The organism is Nocardia tengchongensis, assembly GCF_054781395.1.
This window is the reverse complement of the sequence record NZ_BAAGUM010000012.1, coordinates 92301-109995: the sequence shown is the minus strand read 5'-3', so window position 1 is coordinate 109995 and position 17695 is coordinate 92301. Positions and strand designations below refer to the sequence as shown.

Below are 17695 nucleotides of genomic sequence, written 5' to 3'. Positions count from 1 at the left end.
CTCGGATCGGCACGGCTGCCTGATCTTCCATCGTCCGTGCCGGCCGGTTCTGTCAGCGGGGGTTGAGGGCATGGCGGTGAACCGCTGTCGGCGGCGGGTATGCCGGAGGCCACCGTCGTAGGCTGACCAACCGTGGACTACCTCGGCTCGATTCGAAATCCCGTGCACGACGGTCTATTCCTGGTGCTGTGTGATTCACGGGCACGCTACGGCGGCTGGGACGTTCACGGCGCGGAACTGGCCTGCGAGGGCAGTGCCTCACTGACACTCGACGGATCACGCGCATACGTCGAAGAAGCACACGGTGGCGGCCAGTACGAGGTCCATCGCGGTGCGGACGGAACCCTGTGGATCTCGCTACCTGCCGAACCCGGTGTCCGCCCGATCCCCGCCGATGCGCTCGAACACGAGCCACGCATCCGAACAACCCCGGTGGGGCTCATCGATCTACCGAGCGGAACGCTGGTGCTGGCCCTCGCTTATCCCCCACTCAACATGACTACCGACGGCGACCATGCGGGCATCACCCACGAGGAAGGCGAACGTCTCGATGTCGTATTCGGATCCGGCGTCGTAGCGATCACGCGTGAGCACACCGCTACCGGACAGGTGCTGGCCTTGCGCGCGGCACCCGAACCCAACGCCTAGACGTCGGTCACCACGCAGCCGCAGTCTCCGAACACACCCGAAATGAATTCTGCCCATTGCCCTTCGAGACCAATCCTGTCAGCGCGGTATGCGGCAGTAGCGTGCGTTCAGAGAGCTCGAAGTCATTCCAGCGGGGGAAGCCACGGGACTGTGTTGTGGGCAAAGCTCTGCTTGACCGGTACCAGGCCGGCGTGATCGTCCAACGCCATCATCGTGACCCCAACCAGTCCAGCCTCGTCTCCCTTGGATGCCACGCTCGACCCGCACAACGGGCAGAACCCTCGGCAGATCTGCGGGAAGGTCTCGAACCAGGTCGGCTCCCCACCCGGCCCGGTCCATTCGAATCCTTCTTCCGGAAACGACACCCAGGACATGACTGGCGCACCCGAAAGCCGCTGGCAGTGTGCACACGAGCACAAATGCGGGAAGTCCGGGTCGCCGGTCGCGGAAAACCGGATATTGCCGCAGAGACAGCCGCCATTCAGGGTCTGTGACACGACGCGAATCGTAGCCAATCACACCGACAATCAGTCCACTGCCGACTGCGGTATACGCCCTCAACTCGGCAGAAGCGGATATTCTCGAGCCGGATTCTCACACTCACGCTGATGGGAGCCAGAAGCGCGGAGGAAGGTCGGGCCGGCCGGGCGAGCGGGGCTCATACGAGTTGTCCGGCAACAGAATCCGAGAACTGGGATGAGGGACGGTCGGGGCACTCGAGGACGTGCTCACGCTCGCGTCACGATGTAGTCCGTTGGGTTGAAGCGTGCGGTCATACGGCGGAGGCGACGCGCCGACCAGGGCCAGGAAAAGCCGTTGCGGCCGTTCTCGTCGAAGTAGTAGCTGCGGCATCCGCCCGAGTTGTAGACCGTGCTCTGTAACGCGGCCTGGACGTCGTCGTTGAACTGCCGCATCACGTGTGCCCGGACTTCCAGCGATACCGCGCCGCTGCGCCGCAGATGAGCCAGTGCCTGAACTACCTGCTGCAACTGGGACTCGACGATCAGGAACCCCGACGCGACGGCCGACACGTTGGGCCCGAAAAGGATGTAGAGGTTCGGAAAGCCGGGCACCGTGGTGCCGAGGTAAGCCTGTGGGCTGCCGTCCCAGTGCTCGGACAGACTGCGTCCGTCGCTGCCCCTGACCTTGCCCGCGATCGGCATGTCGAGGATCTTGAATCCGGTCGCCATGATCACGACATCGACCTCGGTCTTGGAGTTGTCTTCGCCGATAAGGGTATTCCCGCGAACGGCTGTCAGGCCCGTCGAGACAACCGAGACGTTCGGGCGCGCGAGCGCCGGGTAGTAGTCACTCGACATCAACAGCCGTTTGCAGCCGACCGACCACTCGGGTGTGAGGGCGGCACGCAACGCTGGGTCATCGATGGCCGCGCGGATGTTCTGGCGTCCTATCCACTTGAAGGCCGCCTGCCCCCAGCGATGGTTGAACGCGATATTGGTGAGTTCGAGAATCAGTTCCTCACGCCGACGGTTGAATTCGTGAACCCACCCCAGACGATGCACACCCAGGCGTCGCACGACCCGGGACGGCGCGGGCTCCATCTTGGGCACCACCCACTGCGGAGTCCGTTGCAGGACATGGAGTTCGGCCACCTGCTCGGCAATGCTCGGCACCACCTGGATCGCCGAGGCGCCGGTTCCGACGATCGCCACCCGCCGTCCGGTCAGATCGACGTCATGATCCCAGCGCGACGTGTGGAACACCGGCCCCGGGAAGGAGTCGAGGCCGTCGATGTCGGGCAGGCTCGGCTCATGCCACGGGCCGGCGGCGGCGACGAGCGAACGGGCACGAATCTCGCCGCCGCTGGTGTCCAACACCCAGCACCGCTGCGGCCCGTCCCAGCTCGCCTCGAACACCTCGACCCCGAGACGCAGATGCTCGCTGACGCGGAAGCGATCGGCGGTCTCACGCAGATAGGACAGAATCTCCGGCTGCGGCGCGAACTTTCGACTCCAGTCATCGTGGGGCGCAAAGGAATACGAGTAGGCGATCGAGGGGATGTCGACCGCACACCCCGGATAGGTGTTGTCCCGCCACACGCCACCGACACTGTCGGCCTTCTCCAGCACCACGAAGTCGGTGATCCCCGCCTCGCGCAGCTTGATCGCGGTGCCGAGACCGGAGATGCCGGCGCCGATCACGGCAACCTCGAACAGGGTGGTCATGCGTCCTCCAGGACCAGTTGGGCGGCGCGCTCGCCGATCATCATCGACGGCGCGTTGGTGTTGCCGCCGGGAATGGACGGCATCACCGATGCGTCGGCGACGCGCAGCCGCTCGATGCCGCGCACCTTCAATTCGGGGTCGACCACGGCTCGCTCATCCACGCCCATACGACACGTGCCGGTTGGGTGATAGACGCTCGAAATCCGACGGCGGGCGTCCTCTCGGACGGCCGCAGGCGTGGTGCCGGCGCGGCCGGGCGCCACTTCGGCGCGGACGTAGGAAGCGGCCCCCGGGTGTGCCATCGCCGCTCGGACGATCTCCAGTCCCGACATCAGCACGTCGAGATCCACGGATGCGCTCAGGTAGCGAGGGTCGATCACGGGCGCGACATGCGGATCGCGCGAGGCCAACCGAACCGTGCCCGAGCTCTCCGGATAGAGCAGCACCAGATAGACCGTGAAGCAGGCGCCGTCGATGTCGGGGTGAACTCCCGGGATCGTGGCGTCGGCGCCGCGGCGACCGAGCGGAGTCGCGAACAACTGCAGATCGGGAACGGCGTCGGCGAACTCCGACCTGATGTGAGCAATGCCCTCCATGTACGAGCCGGCCAGGAAGGTCGAGTTCGCCCGAATGCGCTCCCTGGCCATCGCGGCAACGAACTTCGCCGGACCGAGGACCGGACCTTCGGTCACGTTGTAGACCACGGGGACAACGGCGTGATCTTGCAAGCCCTCCCCCACCGGCAGATCACCGAGTACCGAGATCCCGTGTTCGGCCAGGTGTGCGGCCGGTCCGATTCCGGAGAGCATGAGCAGTTGAGCGGTGCGGAACGAACCGGCGGTCACGATGACTTCCTGGTGCGCGACAAGACGTTCCGTGCCTCGCTTGGTAGCGATTTCGACGCCGACGGCGGAGCCTTTGTCGATCAGGATCCGCGTGACCTGCGCACCCGTCCGCACACGCAGGTTCGGCGGCGCATCGCGCAGGTACGCCTCCGCCGAGCTCTGACGACGCCCGCCGGCCGCGTTCCATTGGGCGACCGAGACGCCCTCCTGTTCGGCCGCGTTGTAGTCGGCGTTGTGGGCGACTCCCGCAGTCGTGGCGAGTGTGTCGAGGAAGGCTTCGGTCACCTCGGCGAGATCGCGCGCACGGGTGACACCGATCGGGCCCGAGCCGCCGCGGTAGTCGTTCGCGCCGTCCTCGAACGCTTCCATGCGCTTGAAAATCGGCAGCACGTCCGCGTGACTCCAGCCGACGCAACCGGCCGCCGCCCAGTCGTCGTAGTTCTTGTGGTGCCCGCGGGACCAGATCATCCCGTTGACAGCGCTGCCGCCACCCAGTCCGCGCCCGTGCATCTGCGATACCCGGCGTCCGGCGGCATACGGCTGCGGGCTGGTGCGCGGCTGCCAGGTGACACTGCGCTGCAGCGCGCCGACCCCGTGCATTGCCCCGACCATGCCCGGAACCCGGACGAGCTGGGAGTCGTTGCGGCCGCCGGCTTCCAGCAGCAGGACCTCGGCGCCCGCATCAGCGATCCGACGTGCCACGGCCGCTCCGGCGCTGCCGCCGCCGACCACGATGTAATCCGCGGATGTTTCGTGCGGGAATTCTCGAGCCATGGGTTACTTCTCCTTGTCGGATCGCTCGATGGCGACGGAGGGGTAGTTACGGCGAAGCGCGACAAGGGCATTGCTCAGCTCGATCGCAGCCTGCAAACGAGCGTCCTCCAGCTCCGGTCGCGGCAGGATTTCTCGGAGGACGGCCTCTCCGTCGAACATGTGCACCAGCGACGTGCCCATCAACCGAAGCAATGCGGGATCGACTCCCGCACCCGATGAGGGCACCACCGCGAGCTCGTCGACGGCAGCGTAGAGCCGGGTCGCCACCGGAGTGAGCTGCTCGCGCAACTCGGCGTCGGTGCGAGCGGCGATCAGCAATTCGAACCAGACCGCGTTGATTTGCGATCGCGACTGGCTTCGCGTCAACGCGAGCATCTCCCCGACGGGCGCGTCACCGAGGGCGCGAAAGCCCGCAAGGTGTCGGCGACCGACCTCTTCGGCGACTTCGACGACCAGCGCGAGTCGCGAGTCGAAGTGGCGGAACAGCCCGCCCTTGGATACCCCTGCCCGGGTACAGATCTCACCGAGGGAAGCACGGTGGTAGCCGATCTCGGCGATTGTCTCGATCGTCGCGTCCACCAACGCTGCCTTCGTGGATGCCGTGCGCTCCGCCTGGGTGCGGCGCACATGCTGCTTCTCGGTCACACAGCAGATTGCAACCAATCGGTCTCTAAATGTCAATAGGCCGAGAGCTATTGGGGAACATAAACATTCGATCGAAACCGCTCATGACGTCACCGGGCGGCGACCATCTCAGTGACCGGGACTCACCCTTGCCAGAACGATTCTCGATCGCTGTCCCGACGAGCGGTCGCGGAGTGACTCGATCCCAGGCCACCTCGGAGACTCTGCGGCGTTGGACAAGTGCGACACCGATTGCCACAGCAGGTATTCACCCGACTTCGAGCAACAATCCGACTCGATCACTGGTCGCGCTTGTCCGTCGACTGCGAGATGGACCTGTTTCTCGGCTTCATCAGTGGCAACGGTCAGGGCGGCTGCGTACTGCCTGCCGGTCTCGTGCCGACCGGACCGCCTTGGCCGGTTCGGTCAGCGCGACATGCGGCATTACCGGATATCTCGGGCCGCAGCGCGTTCCGCAACACTCGTTCGCACACCCAGCGGCAGTCGCGGAACCTCCTGGACCCCAGACGATTTCACTCGTTCTTGGGAAGTCGTGGTTCTGTATCGGGTGAAAGCCGTTCGCTGCCGGGAGGATCGATCGGTTCCGGGCGAGTTCCGAACAGGTAGTCGCGGAAGGCTCGCAGGTACTCGTCGAGATCCCGTTGATCGGCGAACCTGATTTCGGTCGGGTCGAACCACTCGTCCGGTGTCGGGTGCCACGCGACCATGAAGTCGAGCGCTTCGCGCACCATAACCCCATAGGCCGAATCCGTGGCACAGACCTTGCGCAACACCGTTGCGCTAGAGCGCATTCCGCGACCGTATTCGGTGTGGTGCATGTTCACCAGCGGCCATAGCAGGCTACCGATATGCGGGATTTCGTCCCACCACGTAGCCTTCGTGCACAGGATCTCACTAGCTCGCCTGGAGCGTGATTGCGTGACAGGCGTCGGGTAATCGCAGGGCGCGCCTCTTCGGTCGATGCTGCGGGTCGGTCCGGTTTCAAGGTTCACGGGTGGATACCACACGCCGCGCCACACCGAGACCCCGAGATAGCGACGACTCACCGGGAGTGGTTCGGCCAGTGAGATGTCGACGGTAATTCGGCTCACGGGCGGCAACGGTCGGTCGCGGACCAGATCCGCCACCATCGACAAGCAATGATGAACACCGCGTTCTCCCCTGGCCGGAGTAAGCATCTCGTCGGTCATATCGCCGAGTGCCTTGCCGGTCGCTCCGGATCAGCCCGCGGAACCCGACGGCGCGGGTACGGTGTCGGGCCCGGTCTCGGCGTGCAGGTATTCGACGCCCACCGGGAAGGTGCTCTCCAGGGTGCCGGGATCCTCGACCCGCTTGTGGTGCCAGCCGTCTTTGTCCATGGTCGACTCGATGTGGTAACCGCCCGGCTTGGTGTAGCTCGAGCAGTCGGTTTTCACCCGCTCGGTCAGACCGCGGCCGATGCGGCTGCGGGTCTCGTGGACACCACCGCCGATCGAGCAAGTCACCCGCGCGGTCACGAAATACACTTCGTCAGTGCTGTTGTGGCAGTAGAAGTCGTCCCCGCAGGTAAGCCCCGGGGCCACCTCCCTGATGTTCCAAGCGCCGGCCTGCGGGGCGAGCACCCCCAGTCCGGCCGAGATCAGAGCAGCGACACTCAGGCCGACCGTCATCCGTTGCGTCACGCGCATGTCAACTCTCCATCATCAGCCTGACCAGACACCCACTGGCAGCGCACAATTCACGAAGGCGGCCCCGAGTTACCGCGGACCACCCGCTCAGCCCGGCGGCCAACTCGAAGGTAGCGATCAAGGAATCAGCTGTCTATCGGTTATTTGTCCTAATCATGTTGTAGGGCAATCCGGAACGCAGGAAAGGGTCCGTCGCGGCTGACCAGAGGTTCGGGCGGTCAGCCCTCGAAGATGCGCTCCACCGGCGGCCCGGTCAGCAAGTCCGCCCCGGCCTCGAATGCCGCGAGCAGATGCGGGCTGGTCAGGTGGGCCTCGAACGCCGCACGCGATTCCCAGCTCTCCACCACCACCCACTCCCCCGGCCGAGTCGGATGCTGATACGGCTGATAGCTCACGCACCCCGGCTCCGCGAGCGTCGGTTCGATCAGAGCCAGCGCCTGCGCCCGCACCAGGTCTTCCTTGCCCGCGCGGGCCTGCAATGTGGATACAGCGGTAAGAGTCACCCGCCACACAACCACACAGGTGGGCCAGCAATTCCCGTCCGGAAGGGGTTTCCAGACGCTGTGGCCGGCCTCCATGGCGGGGAAGTCATTGCGGCAAGTCTTCAGCCGAGGTGCGCAGAGCGGCCAGGCCCCGAACCTGGGGTGAGATCAAGTGCCAGTGCGTGTTTCAAGCCCTGACTCAACGTCAGAACAGCGCTGCCGACGATGCGGCGGTCACGTAACTCGGCCAATATCGACGGAGTCGCTGCCCAATCTTTGAGGCGGCCGATCTCCGGATGCAGTCGACCGGTGGCGACCAGTGCTACCAGCGTCGTGAGGTCAGGGCCGAACGGAGGCGTGAGATCCGTGCGGTCGAAGTACCGGATCTTGGTGTTGTCGGGGCGGGTGAAGAGATCGAGTGGGACCGGTTCGTGACTGGCGTTTCTCAACCAGATGAGTGTCCCGTTCGGCGCAAGGTGCGCCAACACCGCCGGTACTGATGTGCCGCCGGCGGAATCGAGAACGAGATCGAAAGTCCCGGCGGCTGAAGAAGCATCGGCTATAACCATGTCGGCGCCCAGCTCGATGAACCTGCGGCCCTGCTCCGGAGTTGCCGAGACCACCGTGACTTCCGCTCCCGCTCCTGCTGCCAGTTCGATGAAGTAATTGGCGGCACGACCGGACGCGCCCGTGATCAGCACACGTCGGCTGATGAGGCGACCAGCGATGCGCAACAGGCGAATGGCGGTGATGCCATCGATGGGTAGAGCGGCAGCGACCGAGTAGGCGATGTAGTCGGGAAGCACAGCGAGATCGGCCGTGTTCACGGCGGCATACCGTGCCCATCCGCCGCTGGGAAGGTGCGCCACAATTCGCTGTCCGGGCCGTGGCCCTGTTCCATCGGCCGCTCCCACTATCACTTGTCCCGCGATGTCCTCACCTGGGATGTCCGGGACTGGCTTCTGCAGCGCGTAGATCTCGCTGCGGTTGACCGAGTACGCGGCCACCCCGACCAGAGCCTGGTTCGGCTCAGGGTTCGGTAGCTCTCGATCGGTGAACACGACCAATGGGTCGCGCCCATCATTCCTGGTGAACGCCTGCATGGTGGGTTCCTGCCTCTAAAACCTTGTTCGGCAAGCTATTTCAAACATGTGTCAACTAACTCGCGCCACCGGCAGCGATCTTCGTCTGCTTTCGCCGAGGAGTGCGATACCGGGAATGGTGTCGCCAACGCGGACTTTGTGGCATCGGTCAATCGACTGTTCGTGGTGGGTCGACGACTGTCCGAACCTCATGCCGGCGTATCGCCGGCAGAGTGGGTGTGCTCGGGCCACATCCATCGGAGCCGTCCGGGCGGAAGCGGCCGTAGGATCTCATGGGCGAGAGTATGCGCGCCTACTTCCCGATGCTTGGCGGGAACGGCGAATATTGGTGAGGGGAAAGTCAGTGCTGGTCGGGCGGGATGCGGAATTGGCAACTCTGCAGGCGTTGCTCGATGGGGTGCGGACGCGGGGTGCGGCGAGGGTACTCGTCGGTGAGCCGGGTATCGGCAAAACGGCCTTGCTGGCAGCGGCGGTCGCTATGGCCGAGGCCCGAGAGATGCTGGTGTTGTCCGCACGTGGTGTGGAGACCGAACAACATCTGGCTTTCGCCGCCCTGTACGACCTGTTGCGTCCTGTGATCGGCCGCATCGGTGCCCTCGGGCCCGGGCATCAAGATGCGTTACTCACCGCGTTCGGACGATCCCGATCGCCCGAGCCGCCCGAGCATTTCTTCGTCGCCTTGGCCGCGTTGGAGCTGATTTGCGAGGTCGCTGCGGAACGGCCTGTGCTGCTGGTGGTCGACGACTTGCAATGGCTCGATGAGGCGAGCCGCCGCGCGGTGGAGTTCGTGGCACGGCGGCTCGCTTCCGAACCCGCCATTGTGCTGGCCACGACTCGCCCCACCGCGACCGTGGAGTCGACCGCGATCGACCCTACGATCGAACGACAGGTTCTCGGGGAACTGAACGCCGGTGACTCGCTGACGCTGTTGCGGAGTGAAACGCCGGACCTGCCGTCCGCCGTCGAACACCGGGTGCTGGTAGCGGCGCGGGGCAATCCGTTGGCACTGATCGAGTTGCCCGCGGTGCTGCGGGGAACCGACGGGGTGGACATGGTCGGTCCTCAGGGCGAATTGGTGCCGATGTCCGCGCGGCTCGAACGTGCATTCACCGCACGGTTGGTAGGGTTCGACCAGGAACCTCGGCTGCTGTTGTTGCTTGCCGCGATCAATGACGGCGAGAATCTTTCCGAAGTGATGGAGGCGGCCACGATAATGGTCGGCCACCCGCTTTCATCGGTTGATATCGACAAAGTGCTGGGCTTGGACATGCTCGGGATCGACGGGCCCGCAATGCGTTTCCGGCATCCGCTGATGCGTTCGGCCGTCGTGCAGTCAGCGGGCAACTATTGGCGCCGCGCCGCGCACCTCGCATTGGCGCAGGCACTGGCCGATGATCCGGACCGCAGGATCTGGCACCTTGCCTCGGCGGCGGCCGGACCCGACGAAGACGTGGCCGGCGCCCTCGATGCGGCCGCCGCACGGGCTCTTGAACGGGGCGCCCCGGCGACGGCGGCGACCTGGTTGGAGAAGGCTGCCGAACTCTCAACCGGAGACGGGCCGCGGGCACGCAGACTGCTGCGAGCCGGGGAGGTCGCCTTCGAACTCGGTCTTCCCGACACCGTCGGCAAGGTGCTCGACCATGTCAGCAAACTCACTCTCGATCCCGCCGAACAAGCCCGTCTGACGGTGCTCGAGAGTGCCTTCGACGATGGTCTGCCCGGCGATGTCGACGGCATGCGCCGACTGGTCCGCGCTGCCGCTCATGCGCGCGACGGCGGCGACACCGAACTTGCCGCAAATCTGTTGTCCGGCACGGTATTGAGGTTCTATTGGGCCGAACTCGGAACGGATGTCAGGGCGGCGGTAATGGCCATCGCCGATCATCTTCCGCAGCAACCGCAAGACCCGCGCCGGCTCGCGATCGACGCGATCGCCGACGGAATGCGGCGGCACAGACACGTGATCGATGCGCTGGCTTGGTGGAGCGAGCACGGCAATCCGGACCCGCCGGTGTCCGCCATGCTGGCCCGGGTGGCGTTCGTCTGCGGCGAGTTCGATCGTTCCCTGTATTTCGTCACGCCCGCAGTCGACGGCCTGCGCCGACAGGGACGGCTCGCGCTGTTGTGTCAGGTGCTGATCCTGCGCACTTTCGCCGGAATGTATGTCGGTCGCTGGGATTTGACGGAGGCTGCGGCCGACGAGGCGTATCGGCTCGCGGCGGAGACCCGCCAGACGATCTGGCGAGCGTGTGCGGTACTCGGGAAGGCCAATCTCGCCGCGCTGCGCGGTCTCACCGCCGACTCCGAGGCGCTGCTGGCGGAGGCTGAACGGGCGGCGGTTCTCTCGGGCAATGAAAGCCTGCTCAACGGCGTGCAATTGTCCAAGGGGCTGTCCCGGCTCGGCTGCGCAGATCCCGAAGGTGCGTACCAGCAGTTGCGGCGCATGATGGATCCGAGCGCCCCTGCCCACCATCCGCTGCAGAGTCATTGGGCCGTCGACTATCTCGCCGAGGCAGCGGCCGATGCCGACCGAATCGACGATGCCCGCATGGTCCTGGCACGGATGGAGCCGATGCTGGCATACACCCAATCTCTCGGAGTACATCGTGCGGCCCGTTTCGCGTACGCCGTGCTGGCCGACATCGACGAGGCAGAACAGCGGTTCGAGCACGCCTATGAGCTCGCGGCGGCTGCCAGCCCCTGGTACTGCGCCCGCCTCGACTTGGCTTACGGAACTTGGTTGCGCCGCCACCGCCGGGTCGCGGAGTCCCGCACCCGGCTGCAGTCTGCGCACAGCGTTTTCAACAGTCTCGGTGCCTCGGCGTGGTCGGTCCGCGCCGCCCGCGAATTGCGGGCGGCCGGAATCAAGAACGACCAGACCGCGACGAGCACTACGGTGCTTTCCCCGCAGGAATGGCAGATCGCCCGTCTTGCCGCGAGCGGATTATCCAACCGCGACATTGCCGCGCAGCTCTATCTGTCACATCGCACTGTCGGATCTCACCTCTACCGCATCTACCCGAAACTCGGGATCACCTCCCGCGCTCAGCTCGTCGCCGTTCTGCCCCTTGATGATTCGGCGAACAGCATGCCGTCGTAGGTGCGTGTCAGCGGACGACAAGAACGGTCTTGCCCGGGCGGCGCGGTGAGCGTCCGCCTTCGAAGGCTCGGCAGCCCTGTGCCAAGGGGAAGGTTTGCGCAACCACGGATCGCAGTGTGCCACTGTCGATCATGGCGGCGAGGTGCGCCAACTGATCGGCACGGTCACGTACTCCGCCGCAGCGCCATCACGATCGAAGGCGATCAGGCCGTATACCTGATCGCCGTTTCGGTGACTCCCGGACCAGTCTGCACGACGGTGCCCGACACCTCGTGCGATGGAATTACCGGCGTCCGGTCCGTGCCGTCGCGGCGCGTCCACGACCGGTCAACCGGCTCAACCGCCGCGATCCAGTCGATAGTGCCGTCGAACTGATCGGCTGTCCGGGAATGTCTCTCAGCGAATTTGAGTACTTCGACTGAAGAGCGTCGCACCACGAATCCACTAGCGTCGAGCCGTGCTGATCGGACGAGGCCCCGAGATCGAGATGCTCATCTGGCTGGTGCGGACCGATCCGGTCCGGGGCGGGGTACTGCTGCTGTCCGGCGACCCCGGAATCGGAAAAACGGCGTTGCTGCGCGCTGCGGAGAGCACCGCAGTGGCAGGTCGCCGACGGGTACTGTCGATCGTCGGTGTCGAGGCCGAGGCAATGTTCCCGTTCGCCGGCTTGCACCAGCTGCTTCGGCCGGTGCTGAATGCCAGTGCCCGACTATCGGAGACGCAGCGAGATGCGCTGCTGGGAGCATTCGGCCTGGCGACGCAGTCGCGGCCCGATCCGTTTCTCATCGCGCTGGCGGCGTTGGAGTTGATCACCGTCATAGCCGACGAGGAACCGGTGGTGATACTCGCCGACGACGTGCAGTGGCTGGACCCCGAATCTCACGAAACGCTGACGTTCATCGCCCGCCGGATCACCCCTGATCTTCCGATCGTGATCATCGCAGCCGCGCGTATCGGCCACACCGGCCCGCTCATCGACGCGGACTTCCCGAACCTGGTCGTGAAGAGTGTCGACGATGACGCCGCGGAGCAGATTCTGCGCGCACACGCCCCCCATCTCACCGATACCGAACGCCGCCGAGTGCATCGCGAAGCCCTCGGGAATCCGCTGGCATTGCGGGAGTTGCCTGCCGTGGTGCGCCGCTCGCCGGGACAGCGGTCGCCGAGTCTGACCGATCGCCTCGAGCGGGCCTTCGCCGGCCGGATAGTCGAACTGCCGCCGCCGACCCGTGACGCGGTGCTCATCGCGACCATCGACCCGGTCGGCAAACTGACCGAAATTCTCGCTGCCACCTCGGTGCTTCGGGGTGCCGCAGTGTCGGCCGATGTCCTCGAACCTGCGGAATCGGCGGGATTGTTGTGTGTCACCGAAGGCCGAGCCGAGTTTCGGCACCCTCTGATTCGATCGGGAATCCTCCAGTCGGAGAGCATGATTCGCCGCCAGGCCGCTCACGGCGCCCTGGCCGAAGTGCTGACGTCGCAGCCGTATCGGCAGACCTGGCATCAGGCTCAGTCGATCATCGGGCCGGACGACGCGGTCGCCGACCGGCTGGAGGCCAACGCGACGATTGCGTTGGCACGCGGGGCGGTGATGGCGGCGATCAACGATCTGGAGCGTTCAGCGCAACTGAGCAGCAGCTCCGGAAGTCGCGGGCACCGGCTATTGCTGGCCGCCGAACATGCCTTCGATCTGGGGCGCGCAGATATCGTCACGGATCTGCTCGCGGCAGCAACTCGAACCGAGTTGTCCGAACACGACACCGCACGGCTGGAGTGGCTTCGCGAGATCTTCAACGACGGCGTTCCCGGCGATGCCGTCCGGGTGTTCGAACTGTGCGATGTGGCATTGCGGTCAGCGGCGGGTCACGATGCGGATCTCGCGCTGAACCTGCTGCTCGGCGCGTCACTGCGATGCTGGTGGGCCGACACCGGCCCGGCTGCGCGCACGCGAGTGATCACTGTGACCCGCGGTTTGACCGCGTGCGAGGACGATCCTCGTTATCTCGCGATCCTCGCAGTGGCCGAACCGGTGCTCTGTGCCCGGACCGTCATCGACTCGCTGGGAAAGTTCGATCCGGCGGGCATCGCGGACGGTGACGCGCTACGACTGCTCACCATGGCCGCGCACGCCGTCGGTGACGAACCCACAGCCGCGGATTTCCTTGCAGGAGCCGAGGAGATCCTGCGTCACCAGGGGCGTCTCGGCCTGCTGTCGCAGGTGTTGAGCATGGCGGTGATGGTGAATTTGACGCTGGGGAATCTGGACCGTGCATCCGCCGCTGCCGAAGAAGGAATCCGGCTGGCCGTCGAGACCGGCCAGCCGATCTGGCGCACCGGTACCACCGCCTGCGAGTCCGTTCACCAAGCCTTGCGCGGCCATGCCGAGCAGGCCCTGGAATTGGCGGCCGAAGCCGAATTGGCCGCCAGCCGAGGACAACTCAACGATCTGCTGTCGTGCGTACAACTCGCCCGCGGAATCGCCTGGCTCAGCGCCGGACGCGACCGCGACGCCTATCTGGCCTTGCGCAGGGCCTTCGATCCCGCCGATGCGAGCTACCACCAGCGAGAACGATTCGGGGCTTTGATGTTTCTCGCCGACGCGGCGGTGCGGGCCGGGCACCGCACGGACGCTACACAGATCCTGACGCGCCTCGAACCCGTCGCACGCACCACACCGACCCCGATTCTCGGCGTGCATCTGCGCTACGCCCGGGCGGTGCTGGCCGAGGACGACGATGCCGAGGACCTCTACTTACTCGCACTGTGCCAAGACCTGTCCCGCTGGCCATTGGCCAAAGCCAAGACCGAGCTGGCCTACGGGTCATGGCTGCGTCGCATGGGACGAGCCGACCATGCCAGGACTCTGCTGCGCAGGAGCCAAGAAGACCTGGACCGCATCGGCGCTCTCGCGTGGGCGGACGACGCCAGGGCAGAGTCTCGGGCAAACGGTGACGAGGCAGTCTGGGCCACACCGGATTCGGTCGACGTGCGCCAGCGGCGACAAAACGTGGCCGACTTGGTTGCGAAGGGACTGACCGAGTCGGACATCGCCCAAGTGCTGTGTGTGGCCCCCGCGACGGTCGATCTCTATCGCAGATATTCAACGGGGAGCTGAGATAACACGTGAACGGGTATCACCTGTACGGCCGCGACGAGCAATTGGCCTGCCTCCGAAAGACAATCGAACGACTGCCTGCCTCCGGTGGCGCGCTGACCCTGATCGGGGAACCGGGGATCGGTAAGACCGCGCTGCTACGAGCCGCGGTTCATGAGGCGCACGCCGCAGGTCTGCGGGTACTCGAGGCAACAGGTGTCGAGGTGGAGGCCGGGCTGCCCTACGCGGGGCTGCACCAACTGCTGCGTCCGGTGCTACCCGCCGCCGAAGAACTCCCCGCACCGCAACGTTCGGCTTTGCTCACGGCCTTGGGAGTCGCCGACGGGCCGTCACCGGAGATCTTCATGGTCGGGCTTGCGACACTGAATCTGCTGACCGACAGCACCATCGGCACCTCTACGTTGGTGACCGCAGATGATGTGCAATGGCTCGACAACCCGACGCGGCAGGTTCTGGCCTTTGTCGCGCGGCGGATAAACCGAGATCCCGTCGCCCTGATCGCCACCCTGCGCAAGGGATACCCGGATCCATTCACCGGCGCGCATACCACCGAGCTGGAGGTGCCCAGACTCGACAATTACGCTGCGCGACAAGTGCTTTCCCACAGCGCCTCCGGTCTCACCAAACCGGATCAGGCACACATTCTCCGGGAGGCGATGGGAAACCCACTCGCATTGGTCGAACTCCCTATTGCCTGGAAGACGCGCGACACACACAGCGCGGAGTCCACTCCCGCTTTCCTCCCGCTGACAGCCCGGCTGGAGCACGCGTTCGCCGGACGGGTCGCCGAGTTGCCGGAGCCGAGCCGAGACGCGATCCTGATCGCCGCGATCGACCACTCGGACACCTTGCCCGAGATTCTGGCGGCGGGCACCATATTGTCCGGCCGCAAGATGACGATCGACGCCCTCGACGCCGCAGTCGCGGCACGGCTGGTGCGGGTCGACGGCATGCACGTGCGTCTTCACCATCCGCTCGTGCGATCGGCAGTCTTGCAGTCGGAGACGCTGGCCCGCCGACTCGCCGCCAACGCCGCAATGGCCGAAGTACTGGTGGACGAGCCGTATCGCCGCACGTGGCATCGCGCGCAGTCCACTATCGGAACCGACGACATGGTTGCGGACGAACTCGAGGCCACCCATACCATCGCCATAAGGCGAGGCGGGGTCATCGCAGCGATCTGGGCGTTGGAACGTGCCGCGCAGCTGTCCACCGACTCGGCCGTACGCGGCAGGCGACTGCTGCTCGCCTGCGAGCACGCCTTCGGCCTCGGCCAAACAGAACTGGTCGACCGTCTGCTGCAGGCCGCCGCGCGCACCAAGTTGTCGAGACTGGACCACGCGAGAATGGAGTGGATCCGGGAGATCTTCTCCGACGGAGTGCCCGGCGACGCCGCCCGCGTCGAGCAACTGTGCGACATCGCCGAGCAATCGGCCGACTCCGACGACATCGATCTGGCGCTGAACCTGCTCCTCGGTGCGGCTCTGCGCTGCTGGTGGGCTGACACCGGATCACGCGCGCGGGCCAACGTGGTCGCAGTGGCCGAAGGATTGGCCGGTGTACAGGACGACCCGCGCTGGGGCGCGGTGCTCGCCGTGGCCGAGCCGGTGCTGAGCGCAGGCGCAGTCCACGATTGGCTCGCGCTGATGACGCCCGTCGTCCACACCGACGCCAACGCGCTACGACTACTGGGTATGGCCGCACATGCGATCGGAGATCCGATTCGCTCCATCGATCTGCTCAGCCGGGCCGAAACAGTACTTCGAGCCGAAGGCCGCCTCGGATTACTGTCACACACGCTGACGATGCAAGCCGTTGACCTCCTATTGACCGGAGATTGGAACCGCGCTGCCGAGGTGATAGAAGAGGCTCGGCAGGTGGCCGAGGAGACCAACCAGCCGATCTGGACCCGCGGCTCATTGATCTCCGACGCCATCCTCTGCGGATTCCGCGGTGACGTCGAACGGACACTGACACTGACTGCCGAAGTGGAAGCATCGGCCAGCCGGGACAAACTCAACAACTTGCTGTCGTTCATACAGCTGGCCCGAGGGATGGCGTGGATCAGTACCGGGCAATACGGGTTGGCCTACGAGGTGTTGCTCCGGTTGTTCAACCCCGAGGACCCCGGTTATCACCAGCGTGAAGGTTTCGACGGCGTCATGTTCTTCGCCGAGGCCGCAGCCCATACCGACCACCACACCGAAGCACGGGAAGTGATCGCCCGCTTGGAGAAGACCGCACTCATCACACCCGCGCCTCTGCTGCACACGCAACTTCTCTATGCACGGCCGGTCCTTGCGCAGGATGATCGTGCCGAAGAACTCTATCTATCGGGGCTCGGTCAGGATCTGACTCGGTGGCCGCTCGTTCGAGCCAAACTCGAGCTCGCATACGGCAGCTGGCTACGCCGTCAGCGCCGGGTCGCCGAGTCACGAACACCGCTGCGATCCGCGCACACCACACTCGCCCTGATCGGCGCGGCCAACTGGGCCGACCAAGCTCGCGGCGAGCTACGCGCGACCGGCGAACGCGCCACCGTGGTCGGACCGTCGCCACTGGACATGCTCTCACCCCAGGAACTGCAGATAGCCAAGCTGGCTGCCGAGGGACTGTCCAACCGCGAGATCGGTGAACGCCTATACCTTTCACCACGCACGATCGGCTCGCATCTGTACCGCATCTTCCCCAAGCTCGATATCACTTCCCGCGGCCAACTCGCGGCCTGCCTGGATTCACCCACCCGAATCCGGACTGCGGCACCCGACCGAGTTCAACCGCTCAGCTGATCCTCCCCGCCGGCAGGATCCGGCTACCTTCTGTCCGAGCGGCCCTCTGCCCGTTGATTTTCCGCAGGTCCGTGCCGGCCGTTCGAGGCCATGCGGCGACCGGTGCAGTCATCGCATGGGTCTCAGATGCAGTCGATCGACTGAAGAGGCGGAGGGAACGGAGCAGCGACGATTTCGGTATCGGGATCGACATCGTTCAGCCCCGGAAACCCGATCAGAAAAGGCACCGATGACCACTTCGAAACTCCCCGTCGTCTCCATCTACAGCAAGATCATCGCCGAGTCGCCGGTGAAGCCGATTCTGATCGGGCATGGGCGATGTCGGAGATCTTGACCGGTTT

13 protein-coding genes are annotated in these 17695 nt (G+C 65.3%); 4 read left to right on the top strand and 9 right to left on the bottom strand.

The window, feature by feature from the left end; translation table 11 throughout:
• Positions 1 to 132 precede the first annotated feature (132 nt).
• On the top strand, positions 133 to 648 hold the full coding sequence (locus tag ACYVKL_RS25140; RefSeq protein ID WP_379174145.1) for a hypothetical protein: 516 nt from the start codon (positions 133 to 135) through the stop codon (positions 646 to 648).
• Positions 649 to 770: 122 nt separating this feature from the next.
• Here the strand turns inward: ACYVKL_RS25140 and ACYVKL_RS25135 are convergent, their stop codons facing one another.
• From ACYVKL_RS25135 to ACYVKL_RS25100, 8 genes are all read right to left on the bottom strand, one after another.
• Complete coding sequence (locus tag ACYVKL_RS25135; protein ID WP_460773000.1) at positions 771 to 1145, bottom strand: GFA family protein; 375 nt, start codon at positions 1143 to 1145, stop codon at positions 771 to 773.
• A 231-nt stretch (positions 1146 to 1376) separates the two neighbouring features.
• Positions 1377 to 2834: a flavin-containing monooxygenase gene (locus tag ACYVKL_RS25130; protein ID WP_460772997.1), complete on the bottom strand. Its 1458-nt coding sequence runs from the start codon at positions 2832 to 2834 to the stop codon at positions 1377 to 1379.
• Entirely contained in the window at positions 2831 to 4453 is a 1623-nt protein-coding gene (locus tag ACYVKL_RS25125) for a GMC family oxidoreductase (RefSeq protein WP_379173646.1), read from the bottom strand. Before ACYVKL_RS25125 ends, ACYVKL_RS25130 begins: the two co-directional genes overlap by 4 nt.
• A 3-nt stretch (positions 4454 to 4456) precedes the next feature.
• Complete coding sequence (locus ACYVKL_RS25120; protein ID WP_379173649.1) at positions 4457 to 5098, bottom strand: TetR/AcrR family transcriptional regulator; 642 nt, start codon at positions 5096 to 5098, stop codon at positions 4457 to 4459.
• A gap of 512 nt (positions 5099 to 5610) precedes the next feature.
• Positions 5611 to 6288, bottom strand: a complete 678-nt coding sequence (locus ACYVKL_RS25115; protein WP_379173651.1) for a hypothetical protein — start codon at positions 6286 to 6288, stop codon at positions 5611 to 5613.
• A 30-nt stretch (positions 6289 to 6318) separates the two neighbouring features.
• On the bottom strand, positions 6319 to 6765 hold the full coding sequence (locus ACYVKL_RS25110) for a hypothetical protein (RefSeq protein WP_379173653.1): 447 nt from the start codon (positions 6763 to 6765) through the stop codon (positions 6319 to 6321).
• Between the two features lie 218 nt (positions 6766 to 6983).
• Positions 6984 to 7268, bottom strand: coding sequence for a putative quinol monooxygenase (locus ACYVKL_RS25105; protein ID WP_379173655.1), 285 nt, complete (start codon positions 7266 to 7268; stop codon positions 6984 to 6986).
• Positions 7269 to 7369: 101 nt separating this feature from the next.
• Complete coding sequence (locus ACYVKL_RS25100; RefSeq protein WP_379173657.1) at positions 7370 to 8350, bottom strand: zinc-binding dehydrogenase; 981 nt, start codon at positions 8348 to 8350, stop codon at positions 7370 to 7372.
• A 343-nt stretch (positions 8351 to 8693) separates the two neighbouring features.
• On the opposite strand from ACYVKL_RS25100, the gene ACYVKL_RS25095 reads away from it, so the two are divergent.
• On the top strand, positions 8694 to 11450 hold the full coding sequence (locus ACYVKL_RS25095) for an ATP-binding protein (protein ID WP_379173659.1): 2757 nt from the start codon (positions 8694 to 8696) through the stop codon (positions 11448 to 11450).
• Positions 11451 to 11457: 7 nt separating this feature from the next.
• Here ACYVKL_RS25095 and ACYVKL_RS25090 read toward each other — a convergent pair whose 3' ends face one another.
• Entirely contained in the window at positions 11458 to 11583 is a 126-nt protein-coding gene (locus tag ACYVKL_RS25090) for a hypothetical protein (protein WP_379173661.1), read from the bottom strand.
• 324 nt (positions 11584 to 11907) lie between these two features.
• Between ACYVKL_RS25090 and ACYVKL_RS25085 the strand changes: the two genes are divergently transcribed.
• Positions 11908 to 14565: an AAA family ATPase gene (locus ACYVKL_RS25085; RefSeq protein ID WP_379173663.1), complete on the top strand. Its 2658-nt coding sequence runs from the start codon at positions 11908 to 11910 to the stop codon at positions 14563 to 14565.
• An 8-nt stretch (positions 14566 to 14573) separates the two neighbouring features.
• Complete coding sequence (locus ACYVKL_RS25080) at positions 14574 to 17354, top strand: helix-turn-helix transcriptional regulator (RefSeq protein ID WP_379173666.1); 2781 nt, start codon at positions 14574 to 14576, stop codon at positions 17352 to 17354.
• The last annotated feature ends 341 nt before the right edge of the window (positions 17355 to 17695 follow it).